The sequence below is a fragment of the Sporosarcina sp. P7 genome (assembly GCF_002743425.1).
Lineage (GTDB): Bacteria > Bacillota > Bacilli > Bacillales_A > Planococcaceae > Sporosarcina.
Genome location: NZ_PDZF01000004.1, coordinates 28,710 through 43,187, shown reverse-complemented (window position 1 = coordinate 43,187; position 14,478 = coordinate 28,710). Strand labels below are relative to the sequence as shown.

18 protein-coding genes are annotated in these 14,478 nt (G+C 43.8%); 4 read left to right on the top strand and 14 right to left on the bottom strand.

Translation table 11 applies throughout. The features are described 5' to 3' along the window. Window positions 1–247: 247 nt before the first annotated feature. Complete coding sequence (locus CSV60_RS05630) at window positions 248–796, top strand: cysteine hydrolase family protein (protein WP_099636261.1); 549 nt, start codon at window positions 248–250, stop codon at window positions 794–796. Between the two features lie 132 nt (window positions 797–928). Next, window positions 929–1,183 (top strand): GlsB/YeaQ/YmgE family stress response membrane protein, encoded by a 255-nt coding sequence (locus CSV60_RS05625; RefSeq protein WP_099632297.1) that lies wholly within the window; start codon window positions 929–931, stop codon window positions 1,181–1,183. Window positions 1,184–1,483: 300 nt separating this feature from the next. Here the strand turns inward: CSV60_RS05625 and CSV60_RS05615 are convergent, their stop codons facing one another. From CSV60_RS05615 to CSV60_RS05595, 5 genes are all read right to left on the bottom strand, one after another. After that, a complete protein-coding gene (locus tag CSV60_RS05615) occupies window positions 1,484–2,167 on the bottom strand; it encodes a lytic transglycosylase domain-containing protein (RefSeq protein WP_099632295.1) in 684 nt (227 codons plus the stop codon). A gap of 20 nt (window positions 2,168–2,187) precedes the next feature. After that, entirely contained in the window at window positions 2,188–2,778 is a 591-nt protein-coding gene (locus CSV60_RS05610) for an SCO family protein (protein WP_099636259.1), read from the bottom strand. A 119-nt stretch (window positions 2,779–2,897) separates the two neighbouring features. Further along, window positions 2,898–3,026, bottom strand: coding sequence for a YvrJ family protein (locus tag CSV60_RS05605; protein ID WP_081241957.1), 129 nt, complete (start codon window positions 3,024–3,026; stop codon window positions 2,898–2,900). Between the two features lie 71 nt (window positions 3,027–3,097). Further along, window positions 3,098–3,316 carry a DUF2922 domain-containing protein gene (locus CSV60_RS05600; RefSeq protein WP_099632293.1) on the bottom strand — a complete coding sequence of 73 codons (219 nt, stop codon included), beginning with the start codon at window positions 3,314–3,316 and terminating at the stop codon, window positions 3,098–3,100. 23 nt (window positions 3,317–3,339) lie between these two features. Next, a complete protein-coding gene (locus CSV60_RS05595; protein ID WP_099632292.1) occupies window positions 3,340–3,561 on the bottom strand; it encodes a DUF1659 domain-containing protein in 222 nt (73 codons plus the stop codon). A 133-nt stretch (window positions 3,562–3,694) separates the two neighbouring features. Here CSV60_RS05595 and CSV60_RS05590 point away from each other — a divergent pair, with 133 nt between their 5' ends. Next, on the top strand, window positions 3,695–4,105 hold the full coding sequence (locus CSV60_RS05590; protein ID WP_099632342.1) for a DUF2621 domain-containing protein: 411 nt from the start codon (window positions 3,695–3,697) through the stop codon (window positions 4,103–4,105). 575 nt (window positions 4,106–4,680) lie between these two features. Here CSV60_RS05590 and CSV60_RS05580 read toward each other — a convergent pair. The 8 genes from CSV60_RS05580 to CSV60_RS05545 all read right to left on the bottom strand — a co-directional run bounded on the left by CSV60_RS05580 (window position 4,681) and on the right by CSV60_RS05545 (window position 12,806). Further along, the gene (locus CSV60_RS05580) at window positions 4,681–5,214 is read right to left on the bottom strand and encodes a CcdC family protein (RefSeq protein ID WP_099632291.1); all 534 of its coding nucleotides are present in this window, start codon (window positions 5,212–5,214) and stop codon (window positions 4,681–4,683) included. Further along, complete coding sequence (locus tag CSV60_RS05575; RefSeq protein ID WP_099632290.1) at window positions 5,207–5,536, bottom strand: thioredoxin family protein; 330 nt, start codon at window positions 5,534–5,536, stop codon at window positions 5,207–5,209. Before CSV60_RS05575 ends, CSV60_RS05580 begins: the two co-directional genes overlap by 8 nt. 31 nt (window positions 5,537–5,567) lie before the next feature. Further along, complete coding sequence (locus CSV60_RS05570) at window positions 5,568–6,278, bottom strand: cytochrome c biogenesis CcdA family protein (RefSeq protein ID WP_099632289.1); 711 nt, start codon at window positions 6,276–6,278, stop codon at window positions 5,568–5,570. 130 nt (window positions 6,279–6,408) lie between these two features. Further along, entirely contained in the window at window positions 6,409–8,181 is a 1,773-nt protein-coding gene (locus CSV60_RS05565) for an ABC transporter ATP-binding protein (protein ID WP_099632288.1), read from the bottom strand. Further along, on the bottom strand, window positions 8,174–9,934 hold the full coding sequence (locus tag CSV60_RS05560) for an ABC transporter ATP-binding protein (RefSeq protein WP_099632287.1): 1,761 nt from the start codon (window positions 9,932–9,934) through the stop codon (window positions 8,174–8,176). The genes CSV60_RS05565 and CSV60_RS05560 overlap by 8 nt, the downstream gene beginning before the upstream one ends. A 173-nt stretch (window positions 9,935–10,107) precedes the next feature. Further along, window positions 10,108–11,358 (bottom strand): Y-family DNA polymerase, encoded by a 1,251-nt coding sequence (locus tag CSV60_RS05555; protein ID WP_099636257.1) that lies wholly within the window; start codon window positions 11,356–11,358, stop codon window positions 10,108–10,110. A gap of 201 nt (window positions 11,359–11,559) precedes the next feature. Then, window positions 11,560–11,973, bottom strand: a complete 414-nt coding sequence (locus tag CSV60_RS05550; RefSeq protein WP_099632285.1) for a pyridoxamine 5'-phosphate oxidase family protein — start codon at window positions 11,971–11,973, stop codon at window positions 11,560–11,562. 80 nt (window positions 11,974–12,053) lie between these two features. Next, window positions 12,054–12,806, bottom strand: coding sequence for a DUF2087 domain-containing protein (locus tag CSV60_RS05545; protein ID WP_099632284.1), 753 nt, complete (start codon window positions 12,804–12,806; stop codon window positions 12,054–12,056). A gap of 223 nt (window positions 12,807–13,029) precedes the next feature. On the opposite strand from CSV60_RS05545, the gene CSV60_RS05540 reads away from it, so the two are divergent. Next, on the top strand, window positions 13,030–13,809 hold the full coding sequence (locus CSV60_RS05540) for an NRDE family protein (RefSeq protein ID WP_099636256.1): 780 nt from the start codon (window positions 13,030–13,032) through the stop codon (window positions 13,807–13,809). A 52-nt stretch (window positions 13,810–13,861) separates the two neighbouring features. Here the strand turns inward: CSV60_RS05540 and CSV60_RS05535 are convergent, their stop codons facing one another. Further along, the gene (locus CSV60_RS05535; RefSeq protein WP_099636255.1) at window positions 13,862–14,317 is read right to left on the bottom strand and encodes a helix-turn-helix transcriptional regulator; all 456 of its coding nucleotides are present in this window, start codon (window positions 14,315–14,317) and stop codon (window positions 13,862–13,864) included. Window positions 14,318–14,478 lie beyond the last annotated feature (161 nt).

The window sequence follows — 14,478 nt, the reverse complement described above, 5'->3', positions numbered from 1 at the left end:
AGCTTATGACTAAATGTAATATCATTAAGAATTCTCAATTAGTCGTTTCTATTCTCAAATAGCGTCACATTCTCTCGTAAAAATGCCGTTTATGCCATTTACTGTATATCTATTTCCAGAAAATAATAAATAACTATTTTATGTTTTATTACGAAATTATGTATGGTAATGAAGTCTTTAGTGTCTTTACATATGTTTAGACACGGAGCCGCCACTATGAGAAAATAAAGAAAAGGAGAGGTTTTGTATGAAGAAAGCATTACTCGTTATCGATTATACAGTAGATTTTGTAGCAAGGGACGGTGCATTGACTTGCGGTGATCCAGGTATCGCGCTTGAGCAGTATATTGTGGAGCAAACAACGGAGTATATACAACACCAATTGCCAGTATTCATCATTAATGACGTGCATGAAAAAAATGATCCGTACCATCCGGAAAGCAAACTATTCCCTCCTCACAACATTCGAGGCACAGTAGGCAGAAATCTTTATGGGAAACTGCAGGATCTCTATACCGATCATAAACAAGAAATTAGTTGGATGGATAAAACACGCTACAGTGCATTTGCCGGAACAGATCTCGATATCCAATTGCGCGCACGCAGTATTACGGAAATCCATCTTATGGGTGTATGCACGGATATTTGCATCTTACATACTGCAGTCGATGCGTACAACCTTGGCTACACGATTGTTGTTCATGAAGGCGGCGTCGCAAGTTTCAACGCTGCAGGCCACGACTGGGCTCTCTCTCACTTCCAAAACACATTGGGCGGAACCGTGATAGCGAAATAAAGTCAGACAAAAGTTCAGCAGGCATTTGACCTGTCTGAACTTTTTTATCGAAAAATGTTTGAGGTATTAAAAAGATGGTAATACCAATACTAAGCAAGAGCTACATAACATAATGAAAAGGAGATGAGCAACATGAGCTTTTTATGGTTCTTAATTATCGGAGGTATCATTGGTTGGCTAGCTGGACTTATTGTAGGTAGAGATATTCCCGGCGGTATCATTGGTAACATCATTGCAGGTATTGTAGGTGCATGGATTGGTGGTGCACTATTAGGCGAATGGGGTCCACAGATCTCTAGTTTCTATTTCTTACCCGCGTTAATCGGTGCGATTGTACTTGTATTCATTGTTAGCTTGATTATGAAGAGTATGCGCAGAGCTTCATAATACTAAACATCAAAACGTGAAGTGGCCCATTCGAGGCGCTTCACGTTTTTTTGTAGACTAAGTTTTGCTTATTCATTCGTCTACACGCTCATAGTCCATGCGTAACCGCTCTATAGTCACCGTAAAGCGCTCTATAATACGAAACCAAAGCTCTATCATGTTCCGTAACCGCTCTATAGTCAGTGCGAAGTGCTCTATGATAGGTGACAACCGCTCTATACGCCCGCCTCTTGAACGTTCCCTTCCACTTTACATCAATCAAAAAAACGCGGAGCCACCAGATTCGGTGGACTCCACGTTTCATTTCTTCACTTGCTTCTCTGTTGCCTTGCGTTGCTCCTCGAACTCATTGTAATACCACAATACATCTTCTACATATTGATCGCTGTGATTATAAGTGAAAACAGCTTTCGGTATATCCCCGTCTGCGGCACCGCTATCCGATAGATAGTGGGCGGCACTGAAGATGGCATCTTCTATATCAAATGGGTCCGCTATTCCGTCACCGTTTGCATCGACACCGTAACCACCATATTGCTTAATCACCGCTGGATCAATCTTATCACGTTCAGGAATATCTCCTTTGCCCAATTCCTTGCAACCAGGATAATCCCAGCCGACGAACGTACATGGCATGAACTGCATCGGTCCTTCTGCACCAACTGGTGAGACGTCGGCTTTCATTGTAGAGAACCTGGTCTCAATGCGGTGATGCGCTGCAAGCAATGTCCACGGAATATTGTATTCTTTTGCTGCCTCGATATAGATTGGAATAAATTCCTGTGGGACGGCTTCTCCAGTTTTTCGGTCTTGAATATGAAATAACGCCGTAGCCGTTTCTTTAATCGTGTCGTGTTTTCCGAAATTCACCCAAAGAATGGCGGAAATCGTAAAGAGCGTGACAGCAACAGGTACTAATAAAACCAAAAAAGCGACCATAACTCGTCCCGATCGACTGAGTCTCTTTTTCTTTAATTTCTTCATTGCCTCATCCCTTCAGTTGATTACTTGCCTTCTTTGATGAGTGCTTTCATGTCTTTTACGATTGTATCATATTGCACGTCTTCGTTCCCACCATATAATTTTACGACTTCATTGTTCTGATTCACCAAGCCGAATGAAACGCCATGGATGACTTGATCATCATTCGGGATTTGCTTCACTAACTGTTTAAACGATGAAGCAGCTAATTTTTCAATGGTCTTCATATCGTAACCTGTCAGCATCTGCCATTTACTTTCATCGGGCGCGCTAAACAAGTCGAGATACTTCCCGAGTTCTTCTGGTGTATCCACATCCGGGTCTACACTGAATGACACGATATGGTAATCCTCGATGTTATTGTCAATCAATTTTTCCTGCAACGTGACCATATTGCTCATCATCGGCGGACAAACGGTTGTACAGTTCGTGAATACAAACTGCGCTAGCCATACAGAGCCTTTCAAGTCTTCATCGGTTACGGTTTCATTGTGTTGGTTGGTAGCTTTAAATGAATCCACTTTATATTTATGATCGGGCTTAAAACTGCCACCACACGCACTCAATATCAGCACAAAAATAAGTGTTAACGGTACCAAAAGCTTTTTATACATTTTCGATTCCTCCACCTTTTAATAGTCACTTTATCATAACGAAAGTTCACCAGTCATACAAGGTGAAGGCAGCCTCCATTTTGGCTAAATCTTGTCGGAATCATGAAGTTCCTATGAAGTCATCTGTTTTTGATGTCTGAGAGAACGCCATGAATCGCCTCTAGCTTCACTTCTAAACGATGCAGTAGATAAAACGATACGAAAATCGGAAATCCGACATCTTGTATGAGCTGTAGCCAGTGCTCCATTGTTCACTCCTCCTCTCTGTCATTCGATGAAAAAGCCGGCTTCCAGTACGTGACTGAAAACCGGCTGTAACTTATCGACTGACGATGTTTCGTGTATCACGTGCAACGATTCGTGCACCTTTAATCGTGGCGAGTGGAGATTCTTCGATGAGGAAAATATTGCTTTGGATCACTTGCTGCATAACAGCTTCGACTTGACCTTGCGTAATGTCTTCATCGGGTTCATCCACCGTTAATGTGACCGGCTTATTCGCCGCGGTTAAAAATGTTAATTCCAATACTTTTGCCATGTGCGCTCTCCTCCTGTACGATTTTAATTATGAAGATCTTCTGTTACTACTTTCTCGAGCTGAATGAGTGGGTAGCTTGATAATGAAGCAAGTTGTGTCAAAGCGGTGTACATATTTGCTGGTGTTGCGTCGTCATTGATGAATTTGTACGTTTTAATCTTGCGGATGAAGTGGCCTTTCTCGTTAACACCTGCATTAAAGTGGATCTTCGCCGTAGCCTGATTGAATTCTAGTGTTGCTGCCATGTGTATCACCTCCTTTCATCCGCTATATAGACGAAAAAAGTGAAAAGGATACTTTGTTAGTGAAATATTTCTCAATTGCTTTTATAATGAAGGGTAGAATGGAAGAGGTGAAAAAACCGTGCCAGACCTATTTATGTGGTTTATTATATTTTGGGGTATTGTGATGATCGGCTTATTCGCTATCGGTGGATTCTTCATGTTCCGGAAGTTCCTGAAAGTATTGCCGAAAGAAGACGGAAAATCGACGCTGGATTGGGAAGAGCATTACGTCAATGAGTCGTTGCATTTATGGAATGACGAGGCGAAAAGCATGCTCAACGAACTCGTTACGCCTGTGCCGGAGTTGTTCCGCGACGTGGCGAAGCAGAAGATCGGTGCCAAGATCGGTGAGATTGCGTTAGAAGACCGTGCCAAAACTATTGAATTTGATCATATTATCAAGGGGTATATTCTTGCTACGCCAAAGCGCGACCATAACTTCTTGCGCAAGAAACTCAAGCAGATGGAAATTGATGTTCAGCCATATGAGCATTTGTTTACGTGAATATAGAAACAGGATGTCCCTATTGATGGGGCATCCTGTTTTTGTGTGGTTTTGAGTATGTACTTCAAGTTCATAAGTTTAGTGAGTTAGGGGGATACGTCATGGGATGGAAGCTCCAGCTGGCGCACGCTTTCCTATGGGCTCACGGTGAGCCAACCAGGTCGCGTGGCTCCCTTTTGGTTGTCTCACCTGATCGAGCTGATCCATCAGGAGTCGCCGCCAGCTTCCGCTTCCATCCTACGTTAATAGTGTTAGCACTTAGATCACTCACTGAAGTTAGTGTGTGAATTATTGTTGTGTCTTAACTTATTTACATTCAAGTACTGAAGTTTAAAATGGATTTCAACACGTACTTTAATGCGCAATAAAAAGTATCTTCCACTTACATTGCAGGGATTGGAGCGGCAGGCGGCGACTCTGGGAGGATCAGGTCGACAGGTGAGACCACTAAAGGAACGCAGTGACTAGGGGGCTCACCGCGACCCCTCCAGAACGCGTCCGCCTAGAGCGCAAATCCCTACCCTAAACTAATGCCAGCCTTCTACTTTCATTTCCAGACATAAAAAAAGAAACCGTCACAAGGACGACTCCTTCCCTACCCTACTCTTCTCAAGCATCTTATACTTCACTAACATTCCGACCCGCCACGGCAAGATCATCGAAAACGCGAGGATGAAAAACATGCCGCCAAGCTCACCGACGTCGATTGTGTTACTGAGCACGATCTTTCCGACCAGGCGAATCACCAATAACCCGAACAGGATCAGTAAAAACACCTTCGACTTCTTCAAATAAATCCCGTCATCTTTAATCTCAAACTTCGTCGTATAAATCAAAAACGTGGAAAATATCAAGCCGACCAAACCGGCTTCTACCACTTGCGTCCATGGCACTTGGAACTCGTCGAACAAGAACATCAACATCCCAGACGACATGAACAATGGCGGCAAGATAATCTTCTTCGCCTGAATCGGCCTATTCGACGCCTTCGCCCGCATCGTATAGACAAATGTCGTCATCACGACGAAAACTACCGTCGAAGCGATGATCAAGTAAATGGAAGGAATACTTGTGAAGACGTAATCTATCAGTTCTTGTATCTTATGCATCTATGTTCCCCCACTGCACGAGCTCATCGAGGCGTTTTTTCAGATCATTCATTGGAACGATTCGTGCAAAACGCGTCAACTCTTTCTGTTCATTAAATAATAAGACGACTGGTGCAGTAAAGAGTGACAACTGTCCGGCTATTTCTGGAACTTCCGCTGCGTTCACACGGTAGAAGTCGAATGGATAATCGCTTTCGAGTGCCGCCACCTGCGGATACAATCCTTCGCAGACGGAGCAATTATTCGTTTTCACGAACAACAAGAACTGCGGTGTCTCATTCAATACATGCTGCCACTCGTCAAAAGAAGTAATTTCTTTCATCCTACACCTCTTTTCCGCTTACCCACTTACATTAAAAGCCTTGGAAGTCGCCAAAGATTGGGCTAAGCCAACTTGTGAAATAAACCATTCCGTTAAAGAACAGTATGATACCGAATGCAATCATCAAGTAGCCGCCTACTTTCGTAATCTTCATACTGTGCTTGCGAATCCAACCAATTCGAGTGATGAAGAAAGATAAGAAGAAGAATGGAATCGCGAAACCAAGTACATAGAGCATCATGTACAACATACTAGATGCCGGATTCGTCGCAGCAAGATAGATGATGGCACCGATGATCGGTCCCATACATGGCTGCCATCCAGCGGAAAACGCTAGACCGATCAGCGCCGTACCGAAGTAACCTGCGGGACGATTTTTAAATTGCAGCTTCTTCTCTTTCATTAGAAATTCTGGTTTAAATAATCCAATCGTCATCAGTCCGAAGATGATGATGAAAATCGCACCTAGCTGACGAATCAAATCTTGATATTGCAAGAAGATCGATCCAATTAAGGACGTACTGAATCCTAAAATAATGAATACGATCGAGAATCCGAGCAAGAAGAACAGCGTGTGCAACATGCCAGCACGGTTCATTCCTTTTTTCTTATCTCCGAGTTCATCCAGTGACATGCCGGTAATATACGAGATAAAGGCCGGGTATAGTGGTAATACGCATGGAGAAATAAAACTCAGGAAACCTGCTCCAAACGCAAAGAAAATATTAACATCCGTCCCCAACAAAATTCCTCCTTTAACAGTAGAACAAGTAGAATGCCGGCAAGCGCCAACATTCCCACTCTATCGTACCAAACAAGAGACTCGATTACGCTTCATTTGATTGTGAAATCTTTTTGACAATCACGCAATCTTACTCTTGTGTTCCGTTTTGCAATTCATACATCGTGTAGTACAAGCCCTTTTGCGCAAGCAACTCTGCGTGTGTCCCACGTTCGACGATTTCGCCGTGGTGGAGTACGAGAATTAATTCGGCATCCGCGATCGTACTTAGACGGTGAGCAATCGCAATCGTTGTACGGCCTTCGCGCATCTTCTCTAAACTCTTCTGAATCGCCACTTCCGTTTCCGTGTCAATATTTGCAGTTGCTTCGTCGAGCACGAGCACTTTCGGATTCATCGCAATGGTCCGTGCGAAAGCGATCAATTGACGCTGTCCACTGGATAACGTCGAACCGCGTTCTGTCACTTTCTGTTCATAACCGTTTGGCAACTCTTCAATAAATTGATCGGCTTGAACGAACTCTGCAGCTTCCCGCACATCTTCATCCGTCAACTCTTCATTATGGAGACGGATGTTGCTTGCGATATCACCGTAAAACATGAACGGATCTTGCAAGACGAGTCCTACTTTTTTCCGCAATTCTTCTATTGGATACTCTTTTAGCGATACCCCATCAATGAAAATGTCGCCGCGCTCGTATTCATAAAAACGCATGAATAGATTGATAATCGAACTCTTTCCGCTTCCTGTATGACCGACCAGTGCGACCGTTTCACCTGCATTGGCGGTAAAGGAAATATTTTTGAGCACATCCTGTTTACCGTCATAACTGAACGTCACATTACGGAATTCGATCGTACCTTCTGTAATATGCTGAGTAGATACTGCTGTTTGCTTTGGTTCAATTTCCGGATTATCGATTAACGCGAATACTCGCGACGCAGATACGATCGCTTGCTGGAACATCGATAAACGTTGCATCACTTGGTTGATCGGTTGGAATAGACGTCTTAGCAACGTAGTGAACGCATAAATAATCCCGACATCCACGACCGACGTAAACGATGCCGTTCCGAAATAGCTAAGTACTGCAACGATGGATCCGGCATACAGCAAGTCGATAAATGGTCCAAGCATCAAGCTATCAAAACGAATATTTCGCAGTCCGACGCGGTAATGTCCTTCATTGACTTCAATAAACTCGTCAGACAAGCGCTTCTCTTGGCGGAACGCTTGAATCATGTCCATACCAGATAATGACTCGGAGATTTTCGCGTTCAGCTGACTGAGCCGTTCCCGAATATCTTGATAGAAGTCTGCACTGTAATAGCGATAGACCGATACGAGAATTAGGAATAGCGGCAATAAGATCAATGTATAAAGCGCGAGTTTGCCGTCAAGCGTAAAGAGCGCAATATAGACGCCGACAATTCCGAAGATCGCCTGCATGAACGTAACCGCCACACTGACGAACATTTCTTTGATGGATTCCGTATCATTCGTTACACGTGAAACGATTCCGCCAGCAGGTGTCTGATCGAAATACCGTAGTCCAAGCTTCTGGACTTTCGAGAACGCATCGATCCGAATTTGCTGGATGATTGCGAGTGCAAATTCCTGGAACCGCAATGTTTGGAAATACGACCCGATAATGTTGACGAGTTGTAGTCCGATGTAAATTAGTGCAATGGTCCATACTTCTTTCGCCGGGAAGTTTAGTGGTACGACATAGTCATCGAGGAATCGCTGGATTACTAGTGGCCCAAGAATCGTCGATGTCACCGTCAACAGCAATAATAAAATTGCAATCAATGCACTTTTTTTCATTGGTAAGACGTATTTCGCTAGCCGCATGAACGTTTTGAACTGATCTCTGGCGGACATCTTCTGTTTGTTATTCATCTGCGCCGCCTCCTTGCTCTACGATCGACTCTAGCTGTTGCAAATCGTACATTTCTTTATACATACCGTTTTGCGCCATTAAGCTATCGTGATCGCCAATTTCAACGACTTCGCCTTCATCAAGAACAATAATTTGATGCGCGTGCTGAATGGCACTTAAGCGGTGCGACGTAATAATGGTCGTCTTACCCGTTCTTTCTTCTTTCAATGAACGAAGAATCGCTTCTTCCGTCCGGGCATCTACTGCGGACAATGAATCATCCAGCAACAATAGCTCCGGATCCATTAGCAACGCACGTGCAATGGACACACGCTGACGCTGTCCACCGGATAACGATACGCCACGTTCTCCAACGAGCGTTTCATACCCTTTTTCAAACGTCAGAATATCTTCGTGAATATGCGCAGATTTCGCAGCCGCCACAATTTTCGCGGGATCAATTTTTGGGTTCGTAAAGGCAATATTTTCACCGAGTGTCGTCGAGAACAAGAAATGGTCTTGCGGCACATAACCGATTGCCTGGCGCAAACATTCCTTCTTATAGCGCGTAATCGGAATGCCACCATACGTAATCGTTCCCGTATACCCTTCGAATTCTCGCATTAATAGCTTGAGAATCGCTGTTTTCCCTGCACCGGTCTTGCCGATCACGCCAAGTGTTTCACCTTGCTTGATCGTAAAGTGTAAATTACGCAGCGATGCTCGTTTATCGTCTGGGAACTTGAACGTGTCGATATCAAAGACGATATCTCCGTGCGGCAATTGACTCACTGCATTCGGACGATCTTGAATTCCAGGCTCAACCGAAAGTAAATCCTGAATTCGGCTGTAGGATGCATTTCCCCGTTCGACAATGTTGAATAGGAAACCAATAGCTAGCATCGGCCATGTTAACAGTCCTAAATAGGAAGTGAACGCCACCAAATCCCCGATCGACAACTCCCCTGATAAAATAAAGCGTGTACCGAAGTAAAAGGATAGAATATAGGAAATCGCAAAAACTCCCGCAATCGTCGGATCAAACAACGCATCCACTTTCGCAACACGCATATTCTCCTTGACGACTTGTTCTGAACGTTTCGTGAACGACTCGACATCTTCTTTTTGCTGACCAAACGTCTTCAGCACTTTAATTCCTGAAATACTCTCCTGTGCTTTGTCGTTCAAATCGGAGAATGCTTCCTGCGCTACACGGAATCGATTACGTAATAATCGTCCGTAATAACTCGTCAGGAAAATCATCACCGGAATCGGCACAAGGGCGATCAGCGTTAACTTCCAACTAATCGAAAACGCCATCATCAAGATGACGAAACCACCTGTTGAAATCGAATCGAAGAGTGTCAGAATTCCTGATCCCGCCGTTTGTTGCACTGCATTGATGTCATTCGTTGCATGCGCCATTAAATCTCCGACACGTCGTCGCTGATAAAATGAAGGCGACATGCGCGTGAAATGCGTAAACAGACGCTCTCTCATGACGCGTGCAAGGTATACCGATGAGCCAAAAATCATCACGCGCCAAATATAGCGCAAGACATACATCAATACGCCCGTCACCACGAGAATAATCATCCAGCGCATCAGCATCTCCGCGGTCAATTCATCTTTCGCGACCGCATCGACAATATAGCCGATAATTTTCGGCGGTGCCAGTTGCAGTAACGCGACAATCATCAGGGCCGTGATCCCTATGCTGTATTGTTTTTTTCTCTCAGAAAAAAACCAGCGTAAATCCAGTAATACTTTCACTGGCTTTCCTCCTTTGTTCTGCACCACTTCTCTTGCAGTATTTTTTATAGTGCTGGCTATTTGATTCTAGCAAAACTTCTAAGTTATCGAAAGTTACGGAACTGGAATATTTCAGTATTTGAAATACATCCTCTTTATACTAGCGGGATCGTACGACTGGATTCGACTTGTTTTCATTTATAATGTCCACCGATTAATTGATTTCGTCTATACGCCGTACCACCTGGCGTAACGGACACTGCGCGAAGAATAGCAGCCGATCCATACTTCATGCGAATTTCATCCATCACGTGACCGATTTTTTGTTGCTTCCAATTCATTGGTTCAAATAAACTGAGCTGGAAGCTACTATCTTCTTCGAGATTCGACAAGTTGACGGAAATATGGCGTAACGGACGTCCGTCATGGAACGTTTCAAACAACTCTAAACAGACGCGATAAATCGCCATCGTTTCATTCGTCGCTTCCGGCAATGTTTTTTGACGATTGAACCCGCCACCGAGTACGTGCTTTGAATAACCAAACGACAATGTGATGGTGCGTCCTTTCTTTTTCGCAAGCCGCGCACGCATTGCGGTATCTTCACACATCTCAAGCATGACGGCCAATACTTCGTCAGTCTTCGTATAATCGCGCAACAGCGTTTGGCCTTTGCCATAACTCACTTGCCCTTCGATCAACACGGAGCCAAGGTCGGAATAATCGATGCCATGCGCATGATAATAGAGTTGATTGCCCATCACACCGAACTTCTTCTCCAAACTCTCAAGCGGGGTGTGCGCGAGATCACCAACTGAATAAACGCCCATGTCTTCAAGCGTTCGCTCCACTCGCTTGCCAATTCCCCACATTTTATGAAGCGGGGCAACAGGCCATAATTTCTTCGGCACATCTTCATACGTCCAGTGCGCAATCCCTGTTTTTTTCGCCTCGAGATCTAGCGCGAGCTTCGACAACAACATATTCGGCCCGACTCCGCACGCTGAACGCAACTCGAATTGCCGGTACAACTCATCCTGAATGCGGAAAATCAACGTCTCAAGAGGACCCCATAGTCTTTCCGTGCCCGTAAAGTCGACAAAACTTTCATCAATACTGTATACATGGATCGCTTCTTTTGGTACATAGCGGTTCAACAACTTCGTCAATTCCATCGACACATCGATATAAAATTGCATTTTCGGTTCAATTAAACGAATGCTTGGGTCGTCCGGCACCTCATACAGACGCATGCCTGTCGTAACTCCAAAGCGTTTTTTCAGTGGCGGTGAGGCAGCCAGTACGACACCGCCTTTTCTCTCAATATTGCCGACAATCGCAATCGGCACTTCCATTACGTCGAGTCCTTCCATGGCTGCAGCACAGCTCGCGTAGAAGCTGCGCATATCAAGACACGCAATTTTTCTATTCGGTAATGGTTTCATATGGCATTCACCTCTCAAAAGAACAAGTGTTCCTATGAGTAGTATACCCCCATTTATTGTGTTCAAGCAATGGAAATTCGCGGGTACCATGGATAGTTGTGGTGAATATATCGACTAGACGAAAATATCCCGAAAATCAGAGTGTGACCTCTCACTTTCGGGATATACTATTTCGGTATATCATTATAATATAGTAATTATTTACAGGGAAATATCTTCAGGTGGTTGGCCCGATTTATTCATCAAGCGAATCGCTTCAGGTTCAATTTTCAAAATAACCAAATTCGGATCTTCAGGACCATCAAACCACGCTTTCATATGATCATTCCAAATTTTCTTTTTCAAGCTTTCGTCATCAGAAATCGCTACACGGCCGGAATACTCAACGTATGCGTCACCGAATCCTTCCCCGTCATACCCAAGAAGAATATGCGTGTACGGATTATCTTCAAGTTCATCTACCTTTTCCGTTTTTCTATTAGTAGGTGTATACAAAGTCAATCCATCACTCATAAATGTCATATACCGGCTATACGGTTTGTTGTTATCCACCGTTGCCATCGTTCCTACCATACTTTCATCCAGAATTTTCTGTACTGTGTCTTTTGCAGTCATGTACTTCCGCTCCTTTCGAGATTACTCCTAGTCTTCCCACCGCCACCATTTCTAAACCTAAAACGATTTGAGCAAGCCACTCATTTCAGCCAATACTGACTACCGTTACGGGTCTGACCGAAATAACCGTATTCAATTAAATAATTTCGAAGTGTAATGAAATCTTCATGAATTTCCGAAAGCCGATCATTCAACTCATGTTTACTGTACGAAATATCTCCGTCAAAGCGCTTACTAATTTCCTGGACAATAATTCGTCGCTGTTTTTCCGTCGCCGGCATCTCTTTTAACTGGCCATCGGTTCCGTCAGGGAAAAATGTTTGCAGTATTGCTTGCTGTTCTTCCTCCGCCACTGAATACTCATCGTGAAATAATTGAGATGCTTTATGCGGCGGGATAAACGCCTGCGCGTACGACTCACGTTCTTTCAATAACTCCATCATCGCAAGAAACACTTTCGCCTGACGTTCTTTTTCTTTTAACGCAAAGCGATGATGCCGGACGGTCGTCGCACTGCCAATCTCCAGTTCTTCCTGTACATCTTTATCACTTTTCCCTTGATAGAATAAACGCAACAGATCACCTTGATGATCCGTAATCCCTGACCATTTCTTATCGAGTTCAAGCAAATACGCAAACACCGACTGATGCGAATGTTCGATATGCACATGCATAAATCGCTCCGCTTCATACAACGCATTTTCGTACGGATAAATCACACCTTTTTCGATTTGTTTACCGCATAGTAAACAATCATACGATGTGGAATCTTCTATATACCCTTGCTTTAATTCCGTTAGTGAAGCATCCCAGAACGCTTTCGTAAACTCCATATATCCCACACTCCCGTTACATTTTTAATCAAGACAAACAAACCAATCTTTTGTTTGTCAGCTATCTTCTATGATACCTCACGTATTATCTGACTTCAATAGCGCGGCAAACAATATACCGCTTTGTTTGTTTGCCTATTCATTTGCAATACGTTTCATACAGTCGCCAAACAAAATCGCACATGATACACTCATTTCATACCTATACAAACGGGGTGACATAATGTGTTTACTGGCATTTCAATTGCAAAGCCATCCGAAGTATCAGCTCGTCATGATGGCGAACCGAGATGAAGCTTACGCACGTCCGACAGCACGAGCAAACTTTTGGAGCGATCATCCAGATATTTTAGCAGGACGTGATCTCGAACAAATGGGCACGTGGCTCGGCATCAATACACAAGGGAAAGTCGCTGCACTAACCAATTATCGTGACTTCACGCTACCGCAAACCGGCAAACTCTCACGCGGTCACATTGTATCTTCCTATCTACAATCCAGTCTGTCTGCACAAGATTACATGGAGCAACTGCATACAAATCGAGAAGATTATGCAGGCTGTAATGTACTGGCTGGATCCGCCAAGGAAATGTTTTATTACTCAAACATCGAGCAATCCATCCAACATCTACCGAACGGCACACATGGACTGAGTAATGCCTTGCTCAATACACCGTGGCCGAAAGTGGATAAAACGAAAGCTTTGCTGGCAGATTACTTGCAACAAACGGAGACGATAGATCCGAATATATTATTTGGCATGATGCAACGAGCGGAACCATTTCCGATTGAACAACTACCGGATACCGGCGTAGGTGAAGATCTCGAGCGCTTGCTGTCTTCGATATTTATCGCATCAAAAGACTACGGCACACGTTGCACGACTGTACTGACCATAGACAGAGAAGATCGTGTAGAATTCGAAGAGCGCACATACAAAAAAGGCGTCTTTACCGCTACTCAAAAATTCTCTTTTCGCATCGAAAAACCGGCTCACTCCTAAAAGAGTACAGCCGGTTTTATTCTGTTTTTCATGCATTATTTTCATATAATTATTATAACATGTCCATATATTTTTTGAATTCGGCCAAAGCTTTTTCGCGGTCTCCCGTACTGAATAAACGTCTTTGATCAGCACCGATAATACGATAATGTCCACCTGCGGTATGCTGTTGCAATTGATATTGTTGCCATTGTCCGATCTCCGTCCACCAATTAATCGACGCACTCGCGGCTGTTTGTCGTGAATGAATCTCTTCATGTACTGCCATTTCAGCTAACTCAATCGGATCTTCTCCCATGACTGAGCGCAACAAAGCACTCTCGCGAAATAGCGCACAAACTACTACCGCTGTTGCCCAACCAATTTCTTGGCGGCCTTTCTCTAGCTGTACTAAAGTCTTCTTTGAAATGCCTATAATCTCCGCCATTTGATCTTGCGTATACTCCATTTCTGTTCGGATTAACTTCAAGCGGGGTGACACTAAGTCAATGACCGTCTGCTTATTCAATGTTTTATTCCACCTTTACATTTAAAGTGTATATTTACACATTTAATCACTTTAGTTACTTTACGTGCAATGCAACTATCTTTTGTGTGTTTTGTCTTCATTCGTGTAAAACGGCTTTTATCTCTATAAGCAGTGTATCACAACTAGTATCACTAGATAAA